This is a genomic window from Klebsiella sp. V115_8, assembly GCF_029967715.1.
GTDB lineage: Bacteria > Pseudomonadota > Gammaproteobacteria > Enterobacterales > Enterobacteriaceae > Klebsiella > Klebsiella quasipneumoniae.
Genome location: NZ_JASCAR010000032.1, coordinates 113,670 through 136,932 on the forward strand (window position 1 = coordinate 113,670; position 23,263 = coordinate 136,932).

The following is a 23,263-nucleotide window of genomic DNA, read 5'->3' on the forward strand; positions in this document are numbered from 1 at the left end:
TGTGTTTGTTTTTAAAAGGCCGCAGGGCCCTTACTGTTTTTCCGGCGGCGTATAGCCTTCGATGTGCACGTCTTTCCCTTCAAACAGGAACTGCACCATCTCCTGCTCCAGCAGCTTGCGGTGCTCCGGGTTCATCATGCTGAGCTTTTTCTCGTTGATCAGCATGGTCTGCTTGTGCTGCCACTGCGCCCAGGCTTCTTTGGAGATTTCGTTGTAAATGCGCTTCCCGAGTTCGCCCGGATACAGCTGAAAATCCTGGCCGTCCGCTTCACGCTGCAGGAAGGTACAAAAAATGGTTCTGCTCATAATCAATCCTCTTTGATAGCCGAAAATTTATACCGGCGTTCCGGCTTTTAACTGTTGCAACAAGCGCTCCACGGGGGCCGCCAGACCGACGGACGGCGGCTGCGCTAAGTTATACCAGAGTGCGTTGCCTTCATCCATGCATGCGCCAGATGAGTGCACTGTAAGCCACATCGGCACAATATCCAGATGGAAATGGCTGAAAGTGTGGCGAAAAGCGGTGAGCTGCGTCAGATTATCGGCCTTAATCTGGCGCTGTGCCAGCCACTCGCGCAGGCCCGCTTCGTCGGCAAACTGCGGAAAACAGAACAATCCGCCCCACAGGCCCACCGGCGGACGCTGGGCGAGAAACACCTCGTCGCCGTGCTGCATCAGCAGGAAATAGCCGGTGCGTTCCGGAATGGTCTGCTTCGGTTTTTTGCCCGGATATTCCGCCCATGAATGATTGGCGTAGGCCACGCAGCCGTTGCTCAGCGGGCACAGTTCGCACTTCGGCTTCGATCGGGTGCAGACCATCGCCCCGAGATCCATCATCGCCTGGTTAAAGCGCTCCACGCCCTTCGCCGGCGTGACCGCTTCGCTGATCTCCCACAGCCGTTTTTCCACCTCTTTTTTCCCCGGCCAGCCGCTGACAGCATAGCAGCGGGCGAGCACGCGCTTCACGTTGCCGTCGAGAATCGGATAATGCTGACCGAGCGAAAGGGATAAAATGGCCCCCGCCGTTGAGCGCCCGACGCCGGGAAGCGCCGCCACTTCGTCAAAGGTCTGCGGGAATTCGCCGCCGTACTGCGTCGTCACCTGCTGCGCCGCTTTGTGTAAGTTGCGCGCCCGCGCGTAGTAACCCAGTCCGGTCCACAGATGCAGCACCTCATCCAGCGGCGCGTTGGCGAGATCGACCACCGTGGGGAAACGCGCCATAAAGCGTTCAAAATACGGGATAACCGTGGTCACCTGGGTTTGTTGCAACATCACTTCGGAGAGCCATACTTTGTAGGGCGTCTTGGCGATTTGCCAGGGCAGGGTTTTACGCCCGTATTTGTCGTACCAGTCCAGGACCTGGGCTGAAAATTGCGTGGCGAGAAAAGTCAAAGCTACGGCTCCGGGATCGCGATTACAGGGTGGCAGATTGCAGCACAAGGCCGAGTGGCTGTAAACCCTTGCATCCGCCGGGTAACTTTGGATAATGCCCGTTTTCCGAACACTTTCACTAGCAGACCTAACTTTTATGAAAAACGACGTCATCTCTCCGGAATTTGATGAAAACGGCCGTCCGCTGCGCCGTATTCGTAGCTTCGTCCGTCGCCAGGGCCGCCTGACGAAAGGGCAGCAGCATGCGCTGGATAACATTTGGCCGGTGATGGGCGTTGAATTCAACGATGCGCCGCTCGATTTCGCCGCCCTGTTTGGCCGCGAAGCGCCGGTCACCCTCGAAATTGGCTTCGGGATGGGCGCCTCGCTGGTGGCGATGGCAAAAGCCAAACCGGAACAGAATTTCCTCGGCATCGAAGTGCACTCCCCGGGCGTCGGCGCCTGTCTGGCCTCGGCCGAAGAAGAAGGTGTGCAAAACCTGCGCGTGATGTGTCACGATGCGGTGGAAGTGCTGCACACTATGATTCCGGATAACTCGCTGAATATGGTGCAGCTGTTTTTCCCTGACCCGTGGCACAAAGCGCGCCATAATAAACGTCGTATCGTGCAGCCGCCTTTCGCCGAGCTGGTGAAAAGTAAACTGAAGCTCGGCGGCGTCTTCCATATGGCGACCGACTGGGAAGCCTATGCCGTCCATATGCTTGAAGTGATGTCCTCGCTGGAAGGGTACCGTAACCAGTCGGCAAGCAACGATTACGTACCGCGCCCGGAATCGCGCCCGGTAACCAAATTTGAACAGCGTGGCCATCGTCTCGGCCACGGCGTATGGGACTTAATGTTCGAGAGGGTGAAATAATGGCCAAGAATCGTAGCCGTCGTCTGCGGAAAAAAATGCATATCGACGAGTTTCAGGAGTTAGGCTTCTCCGTCGCCTGGCGTTTCCCGGAAGGGACCAGCGAAGAACAGATCGACCAGACGGTCAACGATCTGATCGAAGAGGTGATTGAGCCGAACAAGCTGGCCTTTGACGGCAGCGGCTATCTCTCCTGGGAGGGGCTGATCTGCATGCAGGAGATCGGTAAATGTACCGAAGAGCATCAGGCCATCGTGCGCCAATGGCTGGAAGCGCGTAAGTTAGAGGATGTGCGCACCAGCGAACTTTTTGACGTCTGGTGGGACTAAGTTTGACAAGGGTCGGCAACTGCCGGCCCGTTTTGTCTTAAGGGAGTTTTATGATGCGTAAAACGCTGCTGGCGGTGGCGCTCTCCGTCACCGCTTTGTCTGCCCATGCAGACTACCAGTGTAGCGTCACGCCGCGTGACGATGTGATCCTCACCCCGCAGCAGGTCCAGGTGAAAGGGGAAAATGGCAATCTGGTGATCAAACCGGACGGTAACCTGACCTTTAACGGCAAGGCCTATGCCCTCAGCGCCGCCCAGCGCGAGCAGGCCCAGGATTATCAGGCCGGTCTGCGCAGCAGCCTGCCGTGGATTGACGAAGGCGCGCGTTCGCGAGTCGAAAAAGGCCGCAAGGCGCTGGATAAAATCATTACCGAACAGGTCGGCGCCGACAGCAGTATGCACGGTCGTCTGACTAAGCTGGACGCGCAGCTGAAAGAACAGATGAACCGCATTATTGAGCGCCGCAGCGATGGCCTGACCTTCCACTATAAAGCCATCGACCAGGTGCGCGCCGACGGCCAGCAGCTGGTGAATCAGGCGATGGGCGGCATTCTGCAGGACAGCATTAACGAGATGGGGGCGAAAGCGGTGCTCAAAGGCGGCGGCAACCCGCTGCAGGGCATTCTCGGCAGCCTCGGCGGTCTGCAAACCGCGATTCAGGACGAGTGGAAAAACCAGGAGGCCGATTTCCAGCAGTTTGGTAAAGACGTCTGCAGCCGAGTGGTCTCCCTTGAGGACAGCCGCAAAGCGCTGGTGGGCTCGTTAAAGTAAGCGACATCCCGCTACCTGCGTCCGCAGGTAGCAAAATCAGATTTCATTTATCCTGCCTGCGGTGGCGAACGCCTTATGATGCCTGCTGTATTCATAAAAGGAATTTGCTGATGAAAGAGGCATGGAAAACGCTCACCGTCCTGATGATCGCTTCCCCTTGTTACGTGCTGGCGGATGCCAACACGCCAACAGACGACGTGGTGAAAAAGCAGTTTGCTGAACAGACTGGCGGGATTATGCGCTTGCAACGTGTGATGCTAAAGCAGCTCGACGCCCGGGGAAATCAGGCGACCTATATGCTGGAAGGCGATATGGCCGCCGCGGAAGATCTCTATATTTGCGTCGGCGTCGCGGGAGATTACTTTTTTTATGAGCGAGTCTGGACCAGGGGGCGGCCGGTAAAATTCTCCGCCATGATGACCTCGGTAGGGACCAAAGACTCCGGCTGGCAGACCGAATTCTTTTCGCTGCAAATGGCGGCGAAGAGGGGCGGGAGAACCTTGAAGGAAATCGGAGGGGATGAAAGTAAAAACCTGATCGTTAATGACCACAAATTTATGGCGCAATTTGCCAAAATTAACGCCAGCTTTGCCGCCAGCAAAGCCACGATGAAGACGTTGCAAGGGCAACAGGATGCGCTGAAAACCGAGATCGCCGCGTTAGAGGAGCAGATTAACCGTTCATGGGGTACGGATGCGAACGGCAAGACGCTCGATCGCAGCGACGTGCAGCAGGCGATGCTGGAAAAAATGTATGAAGTAGATCGGCAAAACGATCCGCTGAAATTCGAGAATCATTACTACAAAACTATCTATGAACCCGCCCTGACCGCCTGTCAGAAAAAAGCGGTTTGCGATGCCGGGCCGCTGCGCGCCGAGCGCGATGCTGTGCTGAATGAGCAGAAGCGTAACTATTATCGCCAGCATAAAGAGATGAGTGAAAATATCAAAGCGGAGATGGCTGCGCGCGATAAAAAGATAGCGCCGCTGCAGAAGCAAAAAGGCGAACTGAGCGCTCAGCTGATGGCGCTGGAGATACGCTATCGGGATTTGGCTCGCGACGAAAAATACTGGCTGGAGGGGCTGGAGAAGATGCGCCGCGACGGGGTCCTTAAGTAGCCGAATCAGGTTCGGAATGGCCCGGCTGCGCCTGGCGGGTATAGGCTTGTCGGATGACACAATGTTCTGATATTGAAGATTTTTGCCTGACGGGCAGGGCGCTAAGCGCCGCCCGGGCAGAAGCGTTAGCACGGGGGCTAACGCTCGTTTTTCCTCAGGGAGGAGAGCCCCTTCTCCTGGGCAAAACCCTACATCAGCCCCAGCAGCTGTGGAATAAACAGCGAGATCGGCGGGATATAAACAATCATCATCAGCGCGATCAGCAGGGCGGCGTAGAACGGCAGCAACGGTTTGATGAGCTGCTGAATTTTCACCCCTGAAATGGAGCAGCCGACAAACAGCGCGCTGCCTACCGGCGGGGTCAGCAGGCCGATGCACAGATTAGCGACCATCATGATGCCGAAATGAACCGGGTTCATGCCCAAATCCTCAGCAATGGGCAGAAATATCGGCGTGAAAATCAGCACAGCTGGGGTCATATCCATAAAAATGCCGACGATTAGCAGCACGATATTTATCAACAGCAGGATCACCACCGGGTTTTCCGACACCCCCATTAGCGCATCGCTTATCATGTAGGGAATGTCGGCGTTGGTCATCGCCCACGACATGCCCACCGAAAAGCCAATCAGCAGCAGCACAATAGAGGTCATGACTACCGATTCCAGAATCAGCTTCGGCAGATCGCGCCACTTCACTTCCCGATAGATCAGTACCGACAGGATAAAGGTGTAGACCACGGCGATGGCAGAGGCTTCCGTCGCGGTAAAAATGCCGCCAAGGATCCCGCCCATCACAATGATGACCAGCAGCAGGCTGGGTAGAGCATCGAAAAAGGCCTTTGCCGCCTGGGCGCAGGTCGGCCGTTCGGAAACCGGATAGCCGCGGCGTTTAGCGATGCAGCCGCAGACCAGCATAATAGCCAGGCCCATCAGGATGCCCGGCAAATAGCCGGCCATAAACAGCGAGGCGACCGAGACGCCGCCTGCGGTCAGGGAAAAGACGATCAGGACGTTTGACGGCGGAATAAGCAGACCCGTGATGCAGGATGAGACGTTTACCGCTGTGGAAAAGGTCGGATCGTAGCCTTTCTGCGTCTGAATGGGGTTGAGCGTGCCGCCTACCGCCGCGGCGGCGGCGACGGCTGAACCGGAAATCGAGCCGAACATCATATTGGCCAGCACGTTGACGTGGCCCAGAGAGCCCGGCACGCGTCCGACCATCACCTGCGCCAGATTGATTAAACGTATGGCAATCCCGCCGCTGTTCATCAGGGTTCCGGCAAAGATAAAAAAGGGGATGGCCAGCAGCGCGAAGTTATCAAGCCCGTTCGCCAGGCGTTGAGACACGGTAATCACCGCGATATCCCAGGGAAACATCAGCAGCATCGAACCAACGGTAGCGATACCGATGGCGAAGGAGATGGGAACGCCAATAAAAACCAGAATAAAGAAAGCGCCAAACAGCGTCAGTGCAATATAGCTATCCATGAGTTGCTCCTTATTCTGCATGTTTGATGTTTTTCAGGCCGTTACTGATAAAACACAATGCGTAAAACATCATCATGATGCCGGTGAGCGGCAGGATCAGATACACGTAGCCCATAGGGATCTGCATCGCGGCTGAGACCTGGGCGGTCGACAGCGTTTTTGCAATCAGTTTTACGCCGCCGGTTACAATCACTGCGCCGGCAAACAGCAGGATCAGCAGGTTAATGATGACGCTGAAAAGCGCCTGCCCGCGGGGAGAGAGCGTCATGGTGAGTAAATCAATCGCCAGGTGACGCTGGGCGCCGACCGTATAGGCCGCGCCCAGTAGCCCGACCCAGATCATTAAGAAGCGCGCCAGCTCGTCGGTCAGGGTGCTTGGCTGGTTGAGCACGTAGCGGCTGAATACCTGCCAGACGACGCAGACAACCAGCGCAATCATTACAGCGACAGAGAAGGCGGCGATGGTGCGGTCCACCGCCAGCTTAATGCGGTTAAGTATCATCGTTGATTTCCTGGTGCAAACGGGCCTGCGGCCGGCCCGTTAAAGGTTATTCCGCGGCAGCTTCAAATTTGGCCAGCAGGGCGGCCTGGCTGGGATCTTTTTTAAAGTCATCGTATAGCGGCTGCACGGCGGCGCGGAACGGCGCTTTATCTACTTTGACTATTTCTCCGCCCAGGGCTTTGGCCTGCGCGCGGGTATCGGCATCGATCTTCCGCCACAGCTGTTGCTGATAAATCTCTGAGGCTTTCGCCGCTTTGATCAGAATGTGCTGCTGATCCGGCGTCAGCTTGTCCCAGGTTTTGCTGGAGATAACGAGGAAGTCAGGGATGGAGGCGTGCTCATCTTCAGAGAATACTTTCGCGATTTCGATATGGCGCGTCTGCACCCAGGAGGGAACGTTATTTTCCGCGCCGTCTACCACCCCCTGCTGCATGGCGGTATAAACTTCACCAAAGGAGATGGGGGTCGGGGAACCGCCCATTAATTCGACCATTTTTAACGTTGTCGGGCTGGCCTGGACGCGGATCTTCAGTCCTTTTAAATCTTCTGGTTTAGTAATGGGCTTTTTGGCATAAAAGCTTCGCGTCCCGGCGACAAAAGCGGAAAGGGCAAAGAATCCTTTCTCTTTCGTCGAGTTCATTATTTCCTTGCCCACCTCGCCGAAGACGACTTTATTGAAGTGATTCTGGTCGTTAAACAGGAAGGGTAAATTATAAATGGCGTAAATATTATCGAAAGACTCCAGATCGCTGGCGGAACCTTTGGTCATATCCAGCGCGCCATTTTGTAATAACTCCATGGTCTCGCGCGCGCTGCCCATCTGACTACTGGGGTAAATACGAATCTTCATCTTACCGTCAGAAAGCTGGTTTACCTCTCTGGACATCTCCTCCAGCGCCTGATGCACCACATGGCTACGCTCAAGGTTATGTGCCAGTTTTAACGTGACTTTTTCAGCCGCGACGGCTCCTGCGGAGAGTAGGGCCAGTAAAGCTATACCTACCAGAGAACGAGAAAAAGGGTATTTTTTCATGAGTTGGCTCCATGCACTTGGGATAATTGGTCAATATCTTTAGCATCATGCTTTATTTCTGTATGACATATTATCTTTGTTGTCGTACATCTTTAAACTACCTGACTCACACTTTCTGGCAATGAGGTAAGGAAATAACCGATATTATTGCTGGATTGATATTTGACTTGTATTAATTAATGCAAATTAATTTAAGGGTGGAATATTTAATAAGAATGAATCGGATATAATAAGGTATATATGGCGGAGGAATCGAGTTATTCCCATTCCCGCACTCTGCCTGGCGGGAATGGGATAACGATATTTATTCGCTAAGGAATAGTTCGAGAAGAGAATTTAAAAACAGCTTTCCATGCTCGGTGATCTGCCAGTTCTGCTCGTCTTCCTGCAGATAGCCCTGAGCTATCGCCGCGTCCAGCTGCGGACGGATCGCCGCTTCATCAAGACCGGTATAACGGCGGAATTCCGCGCGGGGCGCGGCCTCCAGCAGGCGAAAACGGTTCATAAAGAACTCAAACGGTTTATCCGCCTCTTCCACATCATGCTGACGTTCGAGGTAGCGGCCTTCCATATAGCCGCGCGGGTGGCGGGTTTTGGCAGTACGCAGAATGCGCCCGTCCGGGAAGGTTATCTTGCCGTGCGCGCCGCAGCCGATGCCAAGGTAGTCGCCAAAGCGCCAGTAATTGAGATTATGCTGACACTGATAGCCCGGTTTGGCGTAAGCGGAAGTCTCGTACTGCTGGTAGCCGGCGGCGCTCAGCAGCTGATGCCCCTGCTCGAAAATATCCCATAGCGCGTCGTCATCCGGCAGCACCGGCGGCCGGGAGCCGAACAAGGTGTTCGGCTCAATGGTCAGCTGGTACCACGAGAGATGCGGCGGGTTGAGAGCAATGGCCTGACGCAGATCGTCCAGCGCCTCCTCCAGAGACTGGTCCGGCAAACCGTGCATCAGGTCGAGATTGAAACTGCGCAGGCCCAGGCCGCTGGCGAGGCGTGCCGCGCGTTTGGCCTCTTCCGGGCCGTGGATCCGCCCCAGCCGCTGCAGCTTCGGTTCGCTAAAGCTTTGTACGCCGATGGAGATGCGATTCACCCCGGCGCGCTGGTAATCAACGAAGCGATCGGCCTCCACGGTGCCCGGGTTGGCTTCCATGGTGATTTCCGCCCCGGCGGCCAGCGGCAGGCAGGCGCGGACGCCATCGAGCAGGGTTTGCATGGCCGGGCCGGACAGCAGGCTCGGCGTACCGCCGCCGATAAAAATGGTGCCTATTTCCCGTCCCTGGGCATACTGCGCATCGGCCCGCAGATCGTTCAGCAGATGCTGGACGTAGTCATCGTGCGGCACTTCGCCTTTCAGCGCATGCGAATTAAAGTCGCAGTACGGGCATTTCTGCACGCACCAGGGAATATGGATATAGAGACTCAGCGGCGGCAAATTAGCCATTACGTAATGCTTCCAGTAACAGTTTCAGCGCTTGCCCGCGATGGGAAATGGCGCTCTTTTCTTCACGGCTCAGTTCGGCCGCGGTTTTTCCTTCTGACGGGACGAAGAAGATCGGGTCGTAGCCGAAACCGCCCTGACCCGCGGCTTTCCGGGCGATCACCCCAGGCCAGCTGCCGTGGCACACCAGCGGCGTGGGATCCTCGGCATGGCGCAGATAGACTAGTACGCAGTGGAATTGCGCCTGGCGCTGGTCGTCCGGCACGTCCTGCAGGGCGTCGAGCAGTTTCTCAAGGTTCTGCTGGTCGCTGGCGTCGACGCCGGCATAGCGGGCGGAGTAGATGCCCGGCGCGCCGCCCAGGGCATCGACGGCCAGACCGGAATCGTCGGCGATAGCCGGCAGGCCGGTGATCTGCGCCGCATGACGCGCCTTCAGAATCGCGTTTTCAATAAAGGTCAGGCCGGTCTCTTCCGCAGACTCGACGCCCAGCTCGGTCTGAGCGACGATATCGAGACCAAAATCTTCCAGCAGCGAGGCCAGTTCGCGCACTTTACCGGCGTTGCCGGTAGCGAGGACGACTTTTTGCATGATGAATCCTGTTTATTCAGTTAGCGCCGCGACCGCAGTCGGGATCTGTTGTGGGGCGATGATTTTAACTTGCTTATGGCGGCCCAGCTCGCCTTTTTCAATCAGTACCTGGCTTTTGGCGACGCGGAACTGTTTGGCGAGAAATTTCACCAGATGGGCATTGGCCTGGCCATCAACGGGCGGGGCGGTAATGGCGACTTTAAGCTCGTCGCCATGCACGCCCACGATGCTGTCGCGGCTGGCCTTCGGCTGAATATACAGCCTCAGCACCAGCCCGTCAGCGCAGCTTTCAACGGCACTCATAGCGCCATCCACAGCCCCGGCAGCAGTACGTTACCGGTGGCCTGCAGCACCTCGGCGATACCCATATTGATCACGTACAGCAGCAGCACCAGCACCATCGGTGAGAAATCGATACCGCCCATCGACGGCAGCAGGTTGCGGATAGGGCGCAGCAGCGGGTCCGCCAGCTGCATCAGCACATACTCCACCGGGCTGCGTCCCTGGCTGACCCAGCTCATGATCGCCATCAGCAGGAGCACCCAGAAGATCAGCGAGCCGATGGTTTTCAGCAGAATAAGCAGGGCGGAGATCCATATGATCGGCTGGAAGGTGATCACCATAAACAGTACGATCGCTTTGATGACGCAGAGGATGAATGCCACCAGCAGCGAGGCGCTGTCAATCGGCCCCATTGCCGGGATAATCCGGCGCAGCGGCCCGACAATCGGCTGCGTGGCCTTTACCACAAACTGCGAAAACGGGTTGTAAAAGTCGCAGCGCGCCCACTGCATCCAGACGCGTAACAACACGACCATCGTGTAAAGCTCAATGACCGTTGAAAGCAGGAAAGTCAACGTCTTCATGGCGTTCCTCAGATTCCTTATTATTTGCTGTAGTCGCGCGCACCAAAAATGGCCGTGCCGATGCGCACCATTGTGCTTCCCGCCGCGATAGCGGCTTCCATATCGTCCGACATTCCCAGAGACAACGTATCGACCGTGGGGTACCGCGTTTTTAACCGCGCAAATGCTACCGCCATTTGCTGGGCGACGGCAAACTGCCTTACATATTCTGACTCAGGCGCGGGGATCGCCATCAGGCCGCGCAGCTCCAGATGAGGTAACTCAGCGATCTCCGCCGCTAAAGCATCGAGCGCTTCCAGCGGGATGCCGGATTTACTCTGCTCATCGCTAATGTTGATTTGAATCAGTACCTTCAGCGGCGGCAAATGCGCCGGGCGCTGCTCGTTCAGGCGGGTGGCGATTTTCAACCGATCGACGGTGTGGCACCAGTCAAAATGTTCGGCCACCAGCCGGCTTTTGTTGGACTGCAGGGGGCCAATAAAGTGCCACTGCAGACCGCTGACGCCTGCCTGCTGGAAATGGTTAATCTTCTCCACGCCCTCCTGGACGTAGTTTTCACCAAATGCCCGCTGGCCTGCCGCGATGGCTTCTTCGATCGCGCTCGCAGGTTTCGTTTTACTCACTGCAAGCAATGTCACTTCTTCTGGCGCACGCCCGCAACGGGCGGCGGCACCGGAGATTTTGTCCCGGACCTGTGCCAGGTTATGCGCAATATCGTTCATATTCCGAGGATGAGTTATGAAGCTGGAAGAAATCGTAGCCCTTAGTGTAAAGCATAATGTCTCCGATCTACACCTGTGCAATTCCGCCGCACCGCGCTGGCGGCGGCAGGGCAAGCTGGAGGCCGCTCCCTTTCCCGCGCCGGATATCGCGGATTTACTCAACGACTGGCTCGATGCCGCACAGTTCCAGCACTGGCAGGAGCACGGCCAGATTGACTTTGCGCTGACTCTGGCCTGCGGTTCGCGGCTACGCGCCAGCGCTTTCGCCCATACGCGCGGAATATCGCTGGTGCTGCGCCTGCTGCCCGTCCAGTGCCCGCGTCTGGAGACGCTGGGCGCGCCGCCTGCGCTAAGCGAACTACTGGCGGAAGAGAGTGGCTTGCTGCTGGTCACCGGGGCGACGGGCAGCGGCAAGTCGACTACCCTGGCGGCGATGGTCGGGCATCTCAACCAGCATCTTGATGGCCATATTCTGACGCTGGAGGATCCGGTGGAGTTTATTCATCACAGCGAGCGCTGCCTGATCCAGCAGCGGGAGATTGGCCGTCACTGTCCTTCGTTCTCCGCGGCGCTTCGGGTGGCGCTGCGCCAGGATCCGGATGTGATCCTGCTTGGGGAGTTACGCGACAGCGAAACCATCCGCCTGGCGTTGACGGCTGCGGAAACCGGGCATCTGGTGATGGCGACATTACACACCCGCGGCGCGGCGCCGGCGGTGGAGAGATTGATCGATGTCTTTCCGGCAGAGGAGAAAGATCAGGTTCGGAGTCAGCTGGCCGGAAGCCTGTGCGCGGTGCTGGCGCAAAAATTATTACCCGCACGTCAGGGCGGCAGAGTTGCGCTATACGAGCTTCTGGTCAATACGCCGGCGGTGGCGAATTTGATCCGCGAAGGAAAAGTGCACCAGCTGCCCGGTGTAATGCAGACCGGGATGCAGGCCGGAATGCTGACATTTACCCAGAGTTTTCAGCAACGTGTGGCCACAGGCCAGCTGTAGGGGGGGCGTGAAGCGGGTTGGGTGGTTAAAATGATGTGTTAACTGAATGTTTAAATGCTGTTTCTGGATATTATTTGATAATACAAATAATCTTTCTGAATAAATTCAAATAAGACATTCAGCTGAGATATTTCGACAGTGAATACGCATTTCCAGGAAAAAAGTTTGATTACCTTTTGACAGCTTTGCGGTATTCGATTTATGCTGTTTACGGGAATAGGATGATTCTCATGGAATAACGTTTCAATTTGTAAATTGCTAAGGCTATTTATAAATTCATGACTGATTGTATATTTTTTTATTCATTTAACCACCATGACGGTGGATAGCAGCTAAGGAGAGTTTTAAGTGATTAATTTAAATGGAAATTCATCATCTTCTCGTCAGGTTACATTTATTACCCACCCGTCAATCCAGAGTAAAGCCTTTGCCAGCTATCTCAGCGAAACCCTGATGGCACCGGTAGTTTTACAAAATATTAATAAACCGCTGGCGCAGCGACTGGTGAAAGACTCTGTAATATTATTTGATATCGCCGTTTCAAATAAGAAATTAAACGGGGTGTGGCGAGATATTATTCGGCTGCAGTCAGATAATCCCCGCTTGCTGATTATCAACAGCGCGCAAAAGTATGAGTTATACGAAATGGCGCAGTGGCCGGCTTTATATGGCGTGTTCCGCCATGACGATGATGAATCGCGCTTAATTGAGGGCGTCAAGGCCGTGCTGAACGGCGAACAGACGGCTGAATTGAGCGTGATGCACCCGGCGATGTACGCTGCGGACCATACATCGGCGCCGGTTGAAAACTCGCCGCTGACCGAACGAGAATGCGAGATCCTCAACGAACTGCGCTGCGGCGCGACCAACCTGGATATTGCCCGCGCGCTGTTTATCAGCGAGAACACGGTGCGGACGCACCTGTATAACGTGTTCCGTAAGCTGAGCGTTAAGAATCGCACCCAGGCGGTGAGCTGGGCTAACGAACATCTGCGCCACTAGGCGGGAGGATGTGCGCCGTTAGCGGTTCGCCGGCGGCGCAGAAGACAGAGCTTAAAAGCTCTGCTCGAAGTAGCTTTCCAGAATGACCACCGCAGAGGCCGAATCGACGCTGCCTTTATTTAGCGCCCGATAGCCGCCGTGTTCGAACAGGCCCGCCCGGGCCTCAACCGTACTCAGACGTTCATCGTGGAGAAGGATCGCGACGCCAAAGCGGCCATGAATTTTATTGGCGAAATTACGTGCGCGCGCCGTCAGCGGTTGCTCGGTGCCGTCCATATTCAGCGGCAGGCCGACGATCACCGCCTCAGGCTGCCACTCCTTAAGCAGTTTTTCGATGATATTCCAGTCCGGTTTGCCGTCCTGCGCCTTCAGCGCCGGCAGTGGCCGGGCGGTGGCGGTGATGCGTTGCCCCACCGCCACACCGATGCTTTTCGTCCCGAAATCAAAGCCGAGAAAGGTTCCGCTCATCATGCATGCCCCGCGACGCCTGGCATCGTCACGATGTCGATGCCAATCAGTTTAGCCGCCTCGCGCCAGCGATCGGCGATGGGCGTACGGAAAAGAATATTCTGGTCCGCCGGGGCGGTGAGCCAGGCATTATCTAAAATCTCCTGCTCCAGCTGCCCTTTCTCCCACGAGGAGTAGCCCAGCGCAACCAGCACGTTGCCCGGCTGCCGGTCGGTGCCTAAGGTTTCGAGGACATCCCGCGAGGTGGTGATCACCGTGTTATCCGAGATACGGATGCTTGAGGAAAAGTCAGAGGGCGGGGTATGTAAAATAAAGCCGCGGTCTTCCGCCAGCGGGCCGCCCAGCATCACCGGTTTATCCAGGCGGATCTCCGGATTACGCGGCTCCGGGACAATTTTGAGCTTCTCAAGGATCCCTTCCACCTGCAGATTTTCCAGCGGCTTATTGATAATAATGCCCATGGCACCCTCGTCGTTATACTCGCAGATATAGACCACGGAGCGGCGGAAAATGGGGTCCTGAAGCGCAGGCATGGCAATCAGAAAGTGATGCTGTAAATTCATTGTCAGAGGTTCTGTTCCTGGTTCAAAAAGCAACACCCAGTATGCGGGCAAAGTAGAATGGTGTCGATGCACTTTATCTGGCAGGCGCCTGAGCGGCGCCTGGCTGGAAGGGTTTCACCAGCGCGGCGATCCGCGCTCGCTGTGCCCTGAGCGGACGTTCGTCCGCCGTAGTGCTTATCGGGCGAGACGTCTTTCAATAGCGTCCATCAGCATGCCGGTGATCGAAATATCCGGGAAGGCGGCTTCGATCTCACGTACGCAGGTGGGGCTGGTGACGTTAATCTCCGTCAGACGGTCGCCGATGATATCCAGGCCGACGAAGATAAGACCTTTGGCCTTCAGCGTCGGGCCGACGCGGCGGGCGATGTCCCAGTCGCTTTCGGTTAGCGGGCGAGCTTCGCCGCGTCCGCCGGCGGCCAGATTGCCGCGGGTCTCGCCGCCCTGCGGAATGCGCGCCAGGCAGTAAGGCACCGGCTCGCCATCCACCACCAGCACGCGCTTGTCGCCATCTTTAATGGCTGGCAGATAGTTCTGCGCCATGCAGTAGCGGCTGCCCAGCTCGGTCAGCGTCTCGGCGATCACCCCAAGGTTCGGATCGCCGGCTTTGACGCGAAAAATAGAGGCGCCGCCCATGCCGTCGAGCGGCTTCATGATGATATCGCCGTGCTTTTCCCAGAAGGCTTTCAGCTGGGCTTTATTGCGGGTGACCAGCGTTTCCGGGGTCAGCTCGGAGAACCAGGCGGTGAACAGCTTCTCGTTACAGTCGCGCAGGCTCTGCGGCTTGTTGACGATAAGCGTGCCTTTCTCTTCCGCTCGCTCCAGAATATAGGTCGCATAAATAAATTCGGTATCAAACGGCGGATCCTTACGCATCAGAATGACGTCAAGATCCGCCAGCGGCAGGTCCTGTTCGCCGGTGAAGTCATACCATTTGTCGTAGTTCTGTTCGACGCTCAGCGTGCGCGTCCGGGCGCGGGCTTCGCCGTTGATCAAATAGAGGTCGTTCATCTCCATATAATGGAGTTCATAGCCGCGACGCTGCGCCTCCAGCAACATAGCGAAGCTGGTGTCTTTCTTGATGTTGATGGTTGCGATGGGATCCATCACGATGCCGAGCTTGATCATGGTTCTTCTCCGTTAACGCCTCAACCTAAGTCGCCAAAACGCACCTGCAGGGCGGTGATGGCGGTGAGCGCAGTAGTCTCTGTACGCAGAACGCGCGGTCCCAACAGGATATCAGTAAACTGGTATTTCGCGGTCATCGCTATCTCTTCAGCCGAGAGCCCGCCTTCCGGGCCAATCAGCAGACGGACGCGTTCAACCGGCAGCGGCAGCGTGTTAATGCTGGCGCTGGCGCGCGGGTGCAGGTTGAGCTTCAGCCCGCTGTCCTGCTCGGCGCACCACTCCTCCAGCTGCATCGCCGGACGAATTTCCGGTACCACGTTACGACCGCTCTGTTCGCAGGCGGCAATAGCGATTTTCTGCCACTGCTGGATCTTTTTCTGCAAACGTTCAGCGTCCAGTTTAACGCCGCAGCGCTCGGAAAACAGTGGCGTTATGAGGCTTACCCCGAGTTCAATCGATTTCTGGATGGTGAATTCCATTTTTTCGCCGCGGGACATCACCTGGCCTAAATGGATATGCAGCGGCGATTCCCGATCGTCGGGTTCGCCACTGAGGACTTCAACCGCGACGTTTTTCTTACCGGCCTCGGTGATGACGGCGTCAAACACCTGGTTACTGCCGTCGAAGAGCTGAAGGTGCTGACCAGCGGTCATGCGCAGGACGCGGCCGACGTGGTTGGCCGCGTCATCGCTCAACGCGATCAGGCTGCCGACAATGAGGCGTTCTGGATGATGGATGCGAGGAATGCGCATGCTTGATATTCCGTTCTTTGCGCAGATGCCAGCTTCCCGCCATTGGGCGGGAAGCACAGGGCTGCAAATTAACAATTGCCGCTAGTGTAGGTTAGCTCTTTTGCGCCTGGCAAGCCTGCAGGACATACGGATTATGGTTGCCCTGTACTTTCGCGATGCGTTCATCGCGTTCACACTCCCAGGCGGTGACCGGGTACTGTTTATTCCAGGCGGTAAACAGCTGAGTTTGCTGGCGGGAAAGATTCAGCTGGTAGCGGTCGCGCATATAGAAGTAGGTGCGGGCGATGGCGCCGCGTGCGCGGGCAGGGGGCTCGGCGATTTTATCTTTAAAATCGACCTTCATGGTGCACTGGCCGTACTGGCCTTCACCGCCGTTCCACTGGCTGTACATAAAGTTGCCGCGATCGCCATTCACTTCTCCCACCGCCGGCTGCAGATTGTGCATGTCGCTTTCCATCTTGCGGTACTCCGGATCTTTGGCGCAGTTTTTACGTCCGCCCTCCTGCCAGCACTGGCGCTGATGGCCGAACTGCCACGCCGGCACCACGTGTTCCCACTCAACCCGGCTGGCGCGGTTCTCATTTTTACGCACTTTATAGCCGCAAGATTCCAGATCGATAACGCCTTTTTTACCCTGCCAGTCAATTTTACAGCCGCAGTAAAAGTCGCCGGGAACGTCGGCGTTTACTTTGACGCCAGCGGCCTTGGCCTGGGAAAAGCTGGTAATTTCGGCGGCCGCAAGCGGGCCACTCACTGCCGTGCACAATACTGCAACGGCTAAAACATGCATACGGGACATCGTTCACTCCGTGTCAAAACGAGCCCGCAACGTAGCGAATGAGGGTGCCGGATGCAATCAGTCAGATCAGAAAGTTTCTAATTAATTCCAATGCTTATTTTTCAGCCACCAGCAGATCGCCGCAGCGCACGCAGCGGTAAGTGGCTTCGCCGCGCACCACCCGGTTATGGCGACGAACGGTGAGCTGATGCTGCTGGCAGCGGCAGCGGTAGGGGAAGGTATTCTGGCGGACCGAATCAAGTTCAAAACGGTGGGTGCGACGCGCGGGAACGCCCAGGACGCTCTCCATCATCCATTTCCACTCTTTGCCGTGCGGGGCTACCCGGCCAAAGTGTTGCCACACCAGCAGGTGCGCCAGCTCATGGGGCACCACTTCATCGATAAACTCCTGCTGATTCTCCAGCAGCAGCACCGGGTTTAAACGAATTTCGTTTTTCTCCAGCCAGGCGGTGCCGGCGGAGGTACCGCGCTGCTGGTAGACCAGCGTCGGCTCCGCGTAGCGGCGTTCCAGCTTGAGGTTCGCTTTGGCGAGATGCTCCCGCAGGCTGCGCATCACGGCCTGCTGAATAGCGATGGGAATACGGGGTGTTTTCATAGCGCCAGAGGATAGTGCGGCGGAGGGGGGAGAGCAAGAGGAAGCTTCCTCCCGTGAGGGGAGGAAGCTCAGGCGGGTTAATCGCGGGCGCCGATCTCGCGCAGCGGACGACCCTGCATCAGGTTGCGTTCGATATGTTCCAGCGAGACGTTTTTGGTTTCCGGGATCAGCCACAGCGTCAGCAGGATAAACAGCACGTTCAGACCGCCGTACACCCAGAAGGTGTTGGCGCTGCCCAGCGAATTAAGCATGGTCAGGAAGGTGGCCCCGACAATCATGTTGGCAATCCAGTTGGTCGCCGTGGAGCAGGTGATACCGAAGTCGCGGCCTTTCAGCGGCTGGATTTCGGAACACAGTACCCAAATCAGCGGGCCGGCGCTCATGGCGAAACCGACGATAAACATCAGCAGCATCAGGACGGCGATGTACTGGGCGGTTGAGGAGTGAATGCCGATGTGCATCATGCTGCCCAGCACGCCCATCCCCGCGGCCATGACGATAAAGCCAAGGATCAGCGTCGGTTTACGGCCCCAGCGGTCGACCAGACCGATGGCGATAAAGGTAGCCAGCACGTTAGTCAGGCCGACGATCACCGTCCCCCACATCTGCTCGGTGGTGTTGGCATAGCCCGCCAGCTCAAAGATCTTCGGCGCGTAGTACATGATGACGTTCATCCCGGTGAACTGCTGCATCACCTGCAGCAGAATGCCGAGGAACACCGCGCGGCGGAAGTTGCTGTTGTCTTTAAACAGCGACCAGCCGGACTGTTTTACCTTCAGGCTTTCGCGGATCTCGTCGAGTTCGCGTTTCGCTTCGGCGCTGGTATCGCGCAGGCGCAGCAGCACGCGCTCGGCATCGACAAAGCGACGTTTAGCGGCGAACCAGCGCGGGCTGTCCGGCAGGAAGATAACGCCGATCAGCAGCAATACCGCCGGAATAATGATTACGCCGAGCATCCAGCGCCATGCGCCGCTGTAGCTGAAAGCGGTGTCGGAGAGGTAGGCGCCAAGAATACCGATGGTGATCATCAGCTGGTACATGGAAATCATACTGCCGCGAATTTTCTCCGGAGCGATTTCCGACAGATACAGCGGCGCGGTGTAGGAGGCGACGCCCACCGCCAGGCCCAGCAGCACGCGGGAAACCAGCAGGATCTCGACGTTTGGCGCGGCGGCGGAGAACAGAGAGCCGGCGACGAAGAGGATGGCGCCGATCATCAGGCTCTTTTTACGGCCCAGTTTGAAGGAGAGCCAGCCGCTGCCGACCGCACCGACGGCGGCGCCGAACATCATGGAGCTGACCACCCACTCCTGAGTGTGAGCGGAAATCTGGAACTCATTGGCAATAAAGGGTAAGGCACCCGCAATAACACCGATATCAAGGCCGAACAGCAGGCCAGCCAGCGCGGCGAGGAAACAGACGAAGAACGTCATGGTCTTGTTTGAACGCCCTTGTTTTTTGTTGTCAGGCATAACGCCCTCCAGTTGAGTTATTGATTCTGTCGATGGTTAGCGTAGGACACTCGTCGGTAAAAAAACGTGATTATAGTCACGGCTGTGTAATCGTTTCCACAAAGGTAAAGAAACGTAATTCATTAAATGTTTTTTAAATCAGCAATATAAACAAGGATAGACGACAATTTTAAAAACGGTAATCAGAGTTAACCGAAACAATATGTAACATTGTGAAAAATGCACGCATGAGAAGGCGCTTGCAGGCAGCAATCGACCATTTTCATGATGTAATCGCTTTCATTGCATCGCCGCGGTTCGCTGAAGCAGGGCATGGGAGGGTGGGTAACGGACATAAAAAGGCCAGCGCGAGGCTGGCCTTGAAGAGTGGAAGCGGGGGAGATTATTTCAGACCAGCCGCTTCGCGCAGCAAGGCCGCTTTGTCGGTTTTTTCCCATGGGAAATGTTCGCGACCAAAGTGACCGTAGGCAGCGGTTTCTTTGTAGATCGGGTGCAGCAGATCCAGCATCTGAATCAGGCCGTACGGACGCAGGTCGAAGAACTCGCGCACCAGCAGGGTCAGCTGTTCAGAAGGCACTTTTTCTGTACCAAAGGTTTCCACCATGATGGAAGTCGGCTCTGCAACGCCGATGGCGTAGGAAACCTGAATTTCGCAACGGTCAGCCAGGCCTGCGGCAACGATGTTTTTCGCCACATAGCGCGCCGCATAGGCTGCGGAACGGTCAACTTTAGATGGATCCTTACCGGAGAAGGCGCCGCCGCCGTGACGAGCCATGCCGCCGTAGGTATCGACGATGATCTTACGACCGGTCAGACCGCAGTCGCCCATCGGGCCGCCGATAACGAAACGGCCGGTTGGGTTGATGAAGAATTTAGTGGACGCGCTCAGCCATTCGGTTGGCAGAATCGGTTTGATGATCTCTTCCATCACCGCTTCCTGCAGCGATTTCTGGTCGATATCTTCCGCGTGCTGCGTGGACAGCACCACCGCGTCGATGCCGACGATTTTGCCGTCGTCATACTGGAAGGTCACCTGGCTTTTCGCATCCGGACGCAGCCACGGCAGGGTGCCGTTTTTACGTACTTCAGCCTGGCGCTGCACCAGACGGTGAGCGTAGGTCACCGGCGCCGGCATCAGCACGTCGGTTTCGTTGGTGGCGTAGCCAAACATCAGCCCCTGGTCGCCTGCGCCCTGTTCCAGCGGATCGGCACGGTCAACGCCCTGGTTGATGTCCGGAGACTGTTTACCAATGGCGCTCAGTACGGCACACGAGTTGGCGTCAAAGCCCATATCGGAATGCACGTAGCCAATTTCGCGGACGGTGTTGCGGGTGATCTCTTCAATGTCAACCCATGCGCTGGTGGTGATTTCGCCGCCTACCAGCACCATGCCAGTTTTGACATAGGTTTCACATGCGACACGCGCTTTCGGATCCTGCTCGAGGATCGCATCCAGCACGGCATCGGAGATTTGGTCAGCAATTTTGTCAGGATGCCCTTCTGATACGGACTCAGACGTAAAAAGGTGTTTTGCCATATTTTATTTCACCTGTGGACGATTCGGATAGCTCATACTGTTGTGTAATGTGGCTTTGGTGGATAATCAGCGCAAAGCCGCGCAGGTAGCGACACGAGCAGTCTGAGTGTTAATCAGTATAGACGGATTAACTTCTGGACGGCTATTTTAGGTCAAATCTTAAGCCCATTTCCAGCCTTTTTTGATGGCGGTCGCATTTATCGGAAAACTCGCCTGGCAAATTTTCCTGACAACCGCGCAAACCTGCACATTTTTATTTTGCTTTTTACCCCGCTTCTCGGTATAAAACGCCGCGCGCGGCTCATTAAAAAAGCGCACGGGGATCTCCCCGTGGTGCCACTTCCAGCCGGGTTAAGCAGTCTGTATTTACAGAATCTCGCAACGGCATAGCGCCTGTTGCCCGGTATGTATAGCTTTGGCTTGTCGCCGACCCTGACCCAGGGCGGTGTGGAGGTGATACCAGATAATGAACCAACGTTTTTCGCTTGATTCGTCGCGTCGTTCTGTCGCGCGTCAGCACTCCGCAACCTGCATCTCTCTCATGCAAACCAGCCGATGTTCACCCCATCTCGGCGCTTCTCAGGATTCCAGGGCCGGTCGGTCGTCAGAAAACTGAACAAGGGCGCTCTTGCCTGGCAAGAGTTTTCTCGTGGTTTCTCCGGACTGTCATACTCTGTTCGGCTACGTGTTTTACGATGATATGAATAAGAAACCGGTCGCGCAGTCGCAAAACCAGCAGATAGTGCTGGGCTTTAGGACTGTTCATGGGTTGTTATCGCATCTTTGGACTGCGATAGTAGTTAACTGTCTTACACTTATTATTAAAAATTGAGGTTCGCTATGTCTGACGACATGTCTATGGTTTCGCCTTCGTCAGCAGGCGAACACGGTGTACTACGTTCCATGCAGGAGGTAGCGATGAGCTCCCAGGAAGCCAGCAAGATGCTGCGTACTTATAATATTGCCTGGTGGGGCAATAACTATTATGACGTCAACGAACTGGGCCACATCAGCGTTTGCCCGGATCCGGACGTCCCGGAAGCGCGCGTTGACCTCGCTGAATTAGTCAAAGCGCGCGAAGCGCAAGGGCAACGCTTGCCGGCGCTGTTCTGCTTCCCGCAGATCCTGCAGCACCGCCTGCGCTCAATCAACGCCGCATTCAAGCGCGCGCGCGAATCCTACGGCTATAACGGCGATTACTTCCTGGTCTACCCGATCAAGGTGAACCAGCATCGTCGCGTCATCGAATCGCTGATCCATTCCGGCGAGCCGCTGGGTCTGGAAGCCGGTTCGAAAGCGGAACTGATGGCCGTGCTGGCGCACGCCGGGATGACCCGCAGCGTCATCGTCTGTAACGGCTATAAAGACCGCGAATACATCCGCCTGGCGCTGGTGGGCGAGAAGATGGGCCACAAGGTCTATCTGGTCATCGAGAAGATGTCGGAGATCGCCATCGTGCTGGAAGAGGCCGAGCGCCTGAACGTGGTGCCGCGCCTTGGCGTGCGCGCGCGTCTGGCCTCGCAGGGGTCCGGTAAATGGCAGTCTTCCGGCGGCGAGAAGTCCAAGTTCGGCCTCGCGGCGACCCAGGTTCTGCAGCTGGTGGAGATCCTGCGTGCCGCAGGACACCTCGACAGCCTGCAGCTGTTGCACTTCCACCTCGGCTCGCAAATGGCTAACATTCGCGATATCGCCACCGGCGTGCGTGAATCGGCGCGTTTCTACGTCGAGTTGCATAAGCTGGGCGTCAATATCCAGTGCTTCGACGTCGGCGGCGGCCTGGGCGTGGATTACGAAGGCACCCGCTCGCAGTCTGACTGCTCGGTGAACTACGGCCTGAACGAATACGCTAACAATATCATCTGGGCCATCGGCGACGCCTGTGAAGAGAACGGCCTGCCGCACCCGACGGTGATCACCGAGTCCGGCCGCGCGGTGACCGCGCACCACACCGTGCTGGTTTCCAACATCATCGGCGTGGAGCGCAACGAATACACCGAGGCGACCCCGCCGGCGGAAGACGCCGCGCGCCCGCTGCAGAGCATGTGGGAAACCTGGCTGGAGATGCACGAAACCGGCAATCGCCGCTCGCTGCGCGAATGGCTGCACGACAGCCAGATGGACCTGCACGATATCCATATCGGCTACTCCTCCGGCACTTTCAACCTGCAGGAGCGCGCCTGGGCAGAACAGCTGTATCTGAACATGTGTCATGAAGTGCAGAAGCAACTCGACCCGAGCAACCGCGCCCATCGCCCGATTATTGATGAGCTGCAGGAGCGCATGGCGGATAAAATCTACGTCAACTTCTCGCTGTTCCAGTCGATGCCGGATGCGTGGGGGATCGATCAGCTGTTCCCGGTGATGCCGCTGGAAGGGCTGAACAAGTCGCCTGAGCGCCGCGCGGTGCTGCTGGACATCACCTGCGACTCGGATGGCGCCATCGATCACTACGTGGACGGCGACGGGATCGCCACCACCATGCCGATGCCGGAATATGACCCGGAGAACCCGCCGATGCTGGGCTTCTTTATGGTCGGCGCCTATCAGGAAATCCTTGGCAACATGCACAACCTGTTCGGCGATACCGAGGCGGTAGACGTGTTCGTCTTCCCTGACGGCAGCGTTGAGGTTGAGCTGTCCGACGAGGGCGATACCGTGGCGGATATGCTGCAGTACGTGCAGCTGGATCCCAACACGCTGCTGACCCAGTTCCGCGATCAGGTGAAAAACACCGGCCTCGACGACGCGCTGCAGCAGCAGTTCCTCGAAGAGTTCGAGGCGGGTCTGTACGGGTACACTTATCTGGAAGACGAGTAACCGCTGATGCCCGGTGGCGCTGCGCTTACCGGGC

General features: G+C 56.6%; 27 protein-coding genes. 8 read left to right on the forward strand and 19 right to left on the reverse strand.

All coding sequences use genetic code 11. The annotated features are described in order from the left end of the window. Window positions 1-30: 30 nt before the first annotated feature. Window positions 31-306, reverse strand: a complete 276-nt coding sequence (locus QLG03_RS14810) for an oxidative damage protection protein (RefSeq protein ID WP_004105744.1) — start codon at window positions 304-306, stop codon at window positions 31-33. 27 nt (window positions 307-333) lie between these two features. Continuing rightward, window positions 334-1,392: an A/G-specific adenine glycosylase gene (gene mutY, locus QLG03_RS14815; RefSeq protein ID WP_072420613.1), complete on the reverse strand. Its 1,059-nt coding sequence runs from the start codon at window positions 1,390-1,392 to the stop codon at window positions 334-336. A 136-nt stretch (window positions 1,393-1,528) separates the two neighbouring features. On the opposite strand from mutY, the gene trmB reads away from it, so the two are divergent. From trmB to QLG03_RS14835, 4 genes are all read left to right on the forward strand, one after another. Further along, window positions 1,529-2,248: a tRNA (guanosine(46)-N7)-methyltransferase TrmB gene (gene trmB / locus QLG03_RS14820; RefSeq protein ID WP_004205192.1), complete on the forward strand. Its 720-nt coding sequence runs from the start codon at window positions 1,529-1,531 to the stop codon at window positions 2,246-2,248. Next, on the forward strand, window positions 2,248-2,574 hold the full coding sequence (locus QLG03_RS14825; protein WP_023291003.1) for a YggL family protein: 327 nt from the start codon (window positions 2,248-2,250) through the stop codon (window positions 2,572-2,574). The genes trmB and QLG03_RS14825 overlap by 1 nt, the downstream gene beginning before the upstream one ends. A gap of 50 nt (window positions 2,575-2,624) precedes the next feature. Next, on the forward strand, window positions 2,625-3,344 hold the full coding sequence (locus QLG03_RS14830; RefSeq protein ID WP_032428990.1) for a DUF2884 domain-containing protein: 720 nt from the start codon (window positions 2,625-2,627) through the stop codon (window positions 3,342-3,344). Between the two features lie 110 nt (window positions 3,345-3,454). Continuing rightward, window positions 3,455-4,462 (forward strand): DUF1202 family protein, encoded by a 1,008-nt coding sequence (locus QLG03_RS14835; RefSeq protein WP_255988797.1) that lies wholly within the window; start codon window positions 3,455-3,457, stop codon window positions 4,460-4,462. 188 nt (window positions 4,463-4,650) lie between these two features. Here QLG03_RS14835 and QLG03_RS14840 read toward each other — a convergent pair whose 3' ends face one another. The 8 genes from QLG03_RS14840 to QLG03_RS14875 all read right to left on the reverse strand — a co-directional run bounded on the left by QLG03_RS14840 (window position 4,651) and on the right by QLG03_RS14875 (window position 11,102). Further along, the gene (locus tag QLG03_RS14840; protein WP_050533744.1) at window positions 4,651-5,952 is read right to left on the reverse strand and encodes a TRAP transporter large permease subunit; all 1,302 of its coding nucleotides are present in this window, start codon (window positions 5,950-5,952) and stop codon (window positions 4,651-4,653) included. 10 nt (window positions 5,953-5,962) lie between these two features. Next, window positions 5,963-6,454: a TRAP transporter small permease gene (locus QLG03_RS14845; protein ID WP_255988795.1), complete on the reverse strand. Its 492-nt coding sequence runs from the start codon at window positions 6,452-6,454 to the stop codon at window positions 5,963-5,965. 46 nt (window positions 6,455-6,500) lie between these two features. Next, window positions 6,501-7,487: a TRAP transporter substrate-binding protein gene (locus QLG03_RS14850; protein ID WP_048298270.1), complete on the reverse strand. Its 987-nt coding sequence runs from the start codon at window positions 7,485-7,487 to the stop codon at window positions 6,501-6,503. 304 nt (window positions 7,488-7,791) lie between these two features. Then, window positions 7,792-8,928, reverse strand: a complete 1,137-nt coding sequence (gene hemW, locus QLG03_RS14855; RefSeq protein ID WP_023319135.1) for a radical SAM family heme chaperone HemW — start codon at window positions 8,926-8,928, stop codon at window positions 7,792-7,794. After that, window positions 8,921-9,514: an XTP/dITP diphosphatase gene (locus QLG03_RS14860; protein WP_023290995.1), complete on the reverse strand. Its 594-nt coding sequence runs from the start codon at window positions 9,512-9,514 to the stop codon at window positions 8,921-8,923. The genes hemW and QLG03_RS14860 overlap by 8 nt, the downstream gene beginning before the upstream one ends. 12 nt (window positions 9,515-9,526) lie before the next feature. Beyond that, window positions 9,527-9,817 carry a DUF167 family protein YggU gene (gene yggU / locus QLG03_RS14865; RefSeq protein WP_004205183.1) on the reverse strand — a complete coding sequence of 97 codons (291 nt, stop codon included), beginning with the start codon at window positions 9,815-9,817 and terminating at the stop codon, window positions 9,527-9,529. Next, window positions 9,814-10,380, reverse strand: a complete 567-nt coding sequence (locus tag QLG03_RS14870; protein ID WP_002916613.1) for a YggT family protein — start codon at window positions 10,378-10,380, stop codon at window positions 9,814-9,816. The genes yggU and QLG03_RS14870 overlap by 4 nt, the downstream gene beginning before the upstream one ends. 20 nt (window positions 10,381-10,400) lie before the next feature. Continuing rightward, window positions 10,401-11,102: a YggS family pyridoxal phosphate-dependent enzyme gene (locus QLG03_RS14875; RefSeq protein WP_004205181.1), complete on the reverse strand. Its 702-nt coding sequence runs from the start codon at window positions 11,100-11,102 to the stop codon at window positions 10,401-10,403. Between the two features lie 16 nt (window positions 11,103-11,118). On the opposite strand from QLG03_RS14875, the gene QLG03_RS14880 reads away from it, so the two are divergent. Together QLG03_RS14880 and QLG03_RS14885 are read left to right on the forward strand one after the other, a co-directional pair. Further along, window positions 11,119-12,099 (forward strand): type IV pilus twitching motility protein PilT, encoded by a 981-nt coding sequence (locus QLG03_RS14880; RefSeq protein WP_032454049.1) that lies wholly within the window; start codon window positions 11,119-11,121, stop codon window positions 12,097-12,099. Window positions 12,100-12,447: 348 nt separating this feature from the next. Next, window positions 12,448-13,101, forward strand: a complete 654-nt coding sequence (locus QLG03_RS14885; RefSeq protein WP_048335272.1) for a LuxR C-terminal-related transcriptional regulator — start codon at window positions 12,448-12,450, stop codon at window positions 13,099-13,101. Between the two features lie 51 nt (window positions 13,102-13,152). On the opposite strand, the gene ruvX is transcribed toward QLG03_RS14885, so the two are convergent. From ruvX to QLG03_RS14930, 9 genes are all read right to left on the reverse strand, one after another. Next, window positions 13,153-13,569: a Holliday junction resolvase RuvX gene (ruvX, locus tag QLG03_RS14890; RefSeq protein ID WP_004205178.1), complete on the reverse strand. Its 417-nt coding sequence runs from the start codon at window positions 13,567-13,569 to the stop codon at window positions 13,153-13,155. Beyond that, window positions 13,569-14,132, reverse strand: a complete 564-nt coding sequence (locus tag QLG03_RS14895; RefSeq protein ID WP_002916603.1) for a YqgE/AlgH family protein — start codon at window positions 14,130-14,132, stop codon at window positions 13,569-13,571. Before QLG03_RS14895 ends, ruvX begins: the two co-directional genes overlap by 1 nt. 174 nt (window positions 14,133-14,306) lie before the next feature. Beyond that, on the reverse strand, window positions 14,307-15,257 hold the full coding sequence (gene gshB, locus QLG03_RS14900) for a glutathione synthase (protein WP_004205176.1): 951 nt from the start codon (window positions 15,255-15,257) through the stop codon (window positions 14,307-14,309). A gap of 20 nt (window positions 15,258-15,277) precedes the next feature. Beyond that, on the reverse strand, window positions 15,278-16,009 hold the full coding sequence (rsmE, locus tag QLG03_RS14905) for a 16S rRNA (uracil(1498)-N(3))-methyltransferase (protein WP_023290991.1): 732 nt from the start codon (window positions 16,007-16,009) through the stop codon (window positions 15,278-15,280). A 91-nt stretch (window positions 16,010-16,100) separates the two neighbouring features. Continuing rightward, window positions 16,101-16,808 carry a deoxyribonuclease I gene (gene endA, locus QLG03_RS14910; protein WP_032454045.1) on the reverse strand — a complete coding sequence of 236 codons (708 nt, stop codon included), beginning with the start codon at window positions 16,806-16,808 and terminating at the stop codon, window positions 16,101-16,103. Window positions 16,809-16,902: 94 nt separating this feature from the next. Further along, the gene (locus tag QLG03_RS14915; protein WP_032428989.1) at window positions 16,903-17,403 is read right to left on the reverse strand and encodes a SprT family zinc-dependent metalloprotease; all 501 of its coding nucleotides are present in this window, start codon (window positions 17,401-17,403) and stop codon (window positions 16,903-16,905) included. Between the two features lie 77 nt (window positions 17,404-17,480). Continuing rightward, window positions 17,481-18,875, reverse strand: a complete 1,395-nt coding sequence (locus tag QLG03_RS14920; protein WP_004205171.1) for a sugar porter family MFS transporter — start codon at window positions 18,873-18,875, stop codon at window positions 17,481-17,483. A 382-nt stretch (window positions 18,876-19,257) separates the two neighbouring features. Then, window positions 19,258-20,412 (reverse strand): methionine adenosyltransferase, encoded by a 1,155-nt coding sequence (gene metK, locus QLG03_RS14925; protein WP_004205170.1) that lies wholly within the window; start codon window positions 20,410-20,412, stop codon window positions 19,258-19,260. A gap of 159 nt (window positions 20,413-20,571) precedes the next feature. Then, window positions 20,572-20,730, reverse strand: a complete 159-nt coding sequence (locus QLG03_RS14930; RefSeq protein WP_032428987.1) for a hypothetical protein — start codon at window positions 20,728-20,730, stop codon at window positions 20,572-20,574. Window positions 20,731-21,112: 382 nt separating this feature from the next. Here QLG03_RS14930 and yqgB point away from each other — a divergent pair, with 382 nt between their 5' ends. Continuing rightward, complete coding sequence (gene yqgB, locus QLG03_RS14935; RefSeq protein ID WP_002916578.1) at window positions 21,113-21,244, forward strand: acid stress response protein YqgB; 132 nt, start codon at window positions 21,113-21,115, stop codon at window positions 21,242-21,244. Between the two features lie 8 nt (window positions 21,245-21,252). After that, window positions 21,253-23,229 carry a biosynthetic arginine decarboxylase gene (gene speA, locus QLG03_RS14940; RefSeq protein ID WP_004205167.1) on the forward strand — a complete coding sequence of 659 codons (1,977 nt, stop codon included), beginning with the start codon at window positions 21,253-21,255 and terminating at the stop codon, window positions 23,227-23,229. The last annotated feature ends 34 nt before the right edge of the window (window positions 23,230-23,263 follow it).